Origin of the sequence: Acinetobacter sp. 1294596 (assembly GCF_000582925.1) — a bacterium.
Classification (GTDB): domain Bacteria; phylum Pseudomonadota; class Gammaproteobacteria; order Pseudomonadales; family Moraxellaceae; genus Acinetobacter; species Acinetobacter radioresistens.
Window position 1 is genome coordinate 1 of sequence record NZ_JFCC01000077.1, and the last position, 4,617, is coordinate 4,617.

Consider the following 4,617-nt stretch of genomic DNA (forward strand, 5'->3'; position numbering starts at 1 on the left):
TGTTATTTAATTTATAGGTGGCTGAAGTTAAATAAAATTTAAATTTTTATAAAAATATTAAGATTATAATTTTTGATACTTTTAGTAATTTTCAATTTACTTTTAAATTTATAAGATTAATTTGTTTATTGTAAGTATTAATAATTTTAAATAAATTCAGGAGATATCTTGAAAAGAATAATCTTAAGCTAAGACTTTAAATCTTTCATATATTTTTATCTACAGGAGAAGAACAAGAAAATGTATCAGTCCCTATTAGATTTATCCGGCAAAACAGCATTAGTTACAGGTGGAGCCGCAGGCATAGGCCGGGCCTGTGCTTCATTATTAGCTGAAGCAGGAGCTAATGTGATGATAGCTGATCTGAATTTAGAGGCCGCTCAACAGACTGCTGAGTACATTAAAGAACAGACAGGAGGTGATATACGCAGTATCGCATGTAATATTCTCAAAGATAGTGAGCTAGTAGGAGCTGTTGAAAGTACATTAGAAGCATTTGGGCATATCCATATACTGGTCAATAATGCTGGCGGAGGCGGAGGCGGTCATGAAGCACCTGATCAGATCAGTGTAGATGATTTTGTTCGTGACTTTCAGCTGAACGTATTCGCTGCCTGGCGTCTCTGTCAACTTGTGGTTCCGCATATGAATATAGCAGGCTACGGTTCAATAGTTAATATCACTTCTATGAGTTCTGTTAATAAGAGTCCTGCTATGAGCGGCTATGCTGCTTCTAAGGCTGCGTTAAATCATATGGGTGCTAATTTAGCACATGACTTTGGGCCTGTAGTACGCATTAATGCAGTAGGACCAGGGGCTATTCGCACAGCTGCACTGGCAAAAGTTCTCACTCCTGAAATTGAAAAACGCATGCTGGCTCATACCCCATTGCAGCGTTTAGGTGAACCGGAAGATATTGCTAAAGCAGTCTTATTCTTTGCTGCTCCTATCTCTTCATGGATCAGTGGTCAAACCTTATTTGTAAATGGCGGCGGAGTACAAACCCTTGATTAAATTATCTCATCCTTTAAAATTTCTAATCGCAGCCCTTAGCTTTGGCTGTACAACTTTAGCTGTTAGCCAAACTAACACTACTGTAGCTTCTAAAAATTATCATATTTCCAGTACTAAACCTGGCACAATTTTATCTGCTCAGGCACAGCAGCCGGGAGTGGGCTATGCACATGCAGGACAACGGTTTCTGATTAATTATCGGAGTCGGGGAGTATATGGGGAGCCCATTGTTGCCTCAGGCTTTATTATTCTCCCTAAAGGCAAAGCACCAAGACAGGGCTGGCCAGTACTTGCCTGGGCACATGGTACTACAGGGGTAGCAGACACATGTGCACCTTCAGAGGATTATGCAGGCGGGCCAGTCCATAGTTATCAACAAGTCGCTGATGCTGCTTTAGATACTTGGTTAGCACGCGGTTATGCGATAGTTGCACCTGATTATCAAGGTTTAGGCACTCCAGGCGGGCATCCTTATATGAATGCTACTAGCCAATTACATACAGTAGTTGATGCAGTGCGTGCACTACATGTTTTAATGCCAGGCCAGATTAACAAGCAATGGTTAGTAATGGGTCATAGTCAGGGAGGAGCAGCTGCATTAGCGGTAGCTGCATATGGACAAAAAGATGCACCTGAGCTTAATCTGAAGGCGGCATTGGCTCTTGCACCAGGTGGATATCAGTATGAGGGTATTGCTGAGTATGCCCAAACTCATCCTAAACCTGACACCAACGTTGCTGCTTTTTTTCCAATAGTTCTACTCGGCGCTCAAGCTGCTGACCCTAGTATAAATCCTGATAATCTGGTAAGTCCGGAAATGCAGCTTTTACTTGATCAAGGACGTAAACGCTGTCTGAGTGAAATGCAAACAGAGCTAAAGCAGTCGCCAGATCGTATATTTAAGCCAGAAGCCAATTTAAAACCATTGCTTGATTACCTTAAATTGCAGTCTATTGAGCGGATGACTCCTACTGTACCTCTCATGCTTGTACAAGGCACGAATGATCAGCTAGTAGATCCACGCGGAACCTATGCTTATTATCAGCAAGTTTGTAAAGCTCATAAACCAGTTGTATACCATTCTATTAATGGAGGTGACCACCGAGATGCAGTACGTCAAAGTCCAAATTTTTCAGCAGAGTTTTTAAAGACTCTCAATAATGGAAAAATACCAACTTCTTGTTCGACAAAATAATAGTTAACTTAATAAAAAATTATTTCGAGAGAGATAGTTTGAAATAGTAAAATTGTATTAATGATGAGACACTGAAATTAAGATTATTTCAGTGTCTTTATAATAATTGGGAATTAAAAATATATTCTAATAGAATATTTTATTAAATTAAGAGGATTCAAATTCCCGAGTTTGAGTATGGAATCTCTAACCTATAAAAATAATTTTAAGTAATTTATGTAAATAAAAGAATTTATAGATGCAATAAATATAATGAATATAAGGCCTTATTTTTAAGGAATATAATTTCAAATTACATTTATATTATTTGATACACTCTTGAAATATATATTTAAAAGAAAGGTGTATGTTAATAGAACTAGATAGAAATCTAGCCACTCTATTAAGATTATGAGGAATTTTAAAATGTCAAATCAACAAAATCAGCAAAATGATCAACAACATCAACAAGGCCAACAGAATCAGCAAAGTGGTCAACAAGGTCAGCAGAGCAGTCAACAAGGCCAGCAGAATCAGCAAAATGATCAGCAGCGTCAACAGAATGATCAAAATCAGAATGATCAGCATATGTAATAGTAAATATTAGCAAGCTGAACCTTAGCCTGTTAAAAAAGCCCTCTCTTAAAGTCTGGGCTTTTTTATTTTAATATAAAAAATTATTTAATTATAATTACGAAAACAATCTTAACTTAAACTTCTTAATGTTTTAGCTTGAAATAATTAAAACTTTAGTTTTATAAAAACAAATATATTAACTAATGTTACGTTTTTACATCTTTTTTAAAAATACTAGGATTTAAGATAATTAAAAATTTTTATTGAAAAGATGATTATAATGAAAAAGAAGTTAATAGAGAGTAGCAGGAAATCTTATAAATTATGGTTTAACTCTATGTCTGATGAGGAAAGAGAAGAATTAAGTGCAATAGGTATACAGTGCAGAGCCGATGCTCAGTTTTTTAAACAGGAAATTTTAGATATTCATAGCCACTTAAATAATCTCAAGTTAAAAGAGAATAGACTATTATTTAATAAATTTATTAATAGATTTCTTGCACTTATTCCAAAAAATATCCATTCTTATATTGATAGGGAATCTTTAGAAGCAGACTCTGATTATCGGGCTTGGCTAATTAGTCGTCAAATGTTTGTATTTAACTATCTTATTGCAAAAAGTAATTTCGATTTAAGTAAAGGTGAGAACTATAGTCATATTTTATGGTCTCCTGTGATTGATAGTACTACTCCTCAACAATGTTATGACTTCAATAATAAAATTTTTAAAATTACTGATATAGAGTTTCAAAGATCAGCTACAGAACACTGGAGTAAACCAAAAAAAGGCTGTAAATGTAGTTTGATATCTATAAATAATCGTCAAGCTGAAAAATATATAAGTTTATAGATTACAAGATAGGCTAATAAAATTTGCAGATGGTCCTGATATATTTTATAGACTCTAACTAAAAGTATATTATTATTTAGTACTCGTAAAATATAAAAATAGAGTAAGAATAAAATAATTATCTTTACTTAGGTATTGCATTATCCATATGGAGCACTTCATATCTCTAAACTCTCAACATTAGCAAGTAACTTTAAGTACTTCTGTACCAGAGGCATTCGAAGAAATGATTTCGTTATTATTTTAGTAAAATACCAGATTAGATATATAAATTTTAAGTCATCTTCTTAGTCTGTTTCAGAAAACGCGGTAATTCAAATAGAGGGTGTTTTTAATTAAGCCTGTTAAGGCTTATATAAGAAAATTTTATATGGGACTTCGAATATCTTTAGAAGAAATAGTTCATTAAAACCATAAAGTCTTTAGCGAATCAAAGATAAAAAGCGACTCAATTACTCAATATTTGTTCATACATAGTAGCAAATATTTCTTATGATACATTTTTTAGATTATCATCAGGCTTCATTAAAAAGGTTAACTGTTGAAAGTAAAAATAGTTTTTTGTTAATTTGGTTCTATAGTTGGCAGAGTAAAACTTGAAGTGCGACATAAACCACCTAATTAATTTAAAGGGTTTATGGAGTATATAAAATTGTCATACCATCATCTTAACTTTGAAGATCGTACTGCATTAATGCTTGAGTCAAGAAAAGAAGGCTTTTCAGCCAGAAAATTTGCTGAACTCATTAAAAGACATCCTAGTACGATCTATCGTGAGCTTAAAAGAAATAGCATCAATGACGTTTATCAAGCTCGATATGCTTCTGATAACACCTTCGCTAGACGTAGACGTGGTCACAGAAAACTCAAAATCGATTCAATCCTCTGGAAATTTATTGTTGAAGCGATCCGTTGTTTATGGTCTCCTCAGCAAATAGCAAAGCGTTTAAAGACATTTCCTGATTTGGATCAAACAATGAATGTAAGCCATACAACGATTTAT

5 protein-coding genes are annotated in these 4,617 nt (G+C 34.1%); all 5 read left to right on the plus strand.

The annotated features are described in order from the left end of the window. The first annotated feature begins 240 nt into the window (after positions 1-240). Entirely contained in the window at positions 241-1,014 is a 774-nt protein-coding gene (locus J502_RS15565) for a glucose 1-dehydrogenase (RefSeq protein WP_005014515.1), read from the plus strand. Continuing rightward, positions 1,007-2,209 carry an alpha/beta hydrolase family protein gene (locus J502_RS15570; RefSeq protein WP_005014512.1) on the plus strand — a complete coding sequence of 401 codons (1,203 nt, stop codon included), beginning with the start codon at positions 1,007-1,009 and terminating at the stop codon, positions 2,207-2,209. Before J502_RS15565 ends, J502_RS15570 begins: the two co-directional genes overlap by 8 nt. A 405-nt stretch (positions 2,210-2,614) precedes the next feature. After that, positions 2,615-2,782, plus strand: coding sequence for a hypothetical protein (locus tag J502_RS17025; RefSeq protein ID WP_005014510.1), 168 nt, complete (start codon positions 2,615-2,617; stop codon positions 2,780-2,782). 262 nt (positions 2,783-3,044) lie between these two features. Beyond that, on the plus strand, positions 3,045-3,614 hold the full coding sequence (locus tag J502_RS15575) for a hypothetical protein (protein WP_005014508.1): 570 nt from the start codon (positions 3,045-3,047) through the stop codon (positions 3,612-3,614). Between the two features lie 637 nt (positions 3,615-4,251). After that, positions 4,252-4,617: helix-turn-helix domain-containing protein (locus J502_RS15580; RefSeq protein WP_034685103.1), on the plus strand; the 366-nt coding region annotated here is incomplete at its 3' end.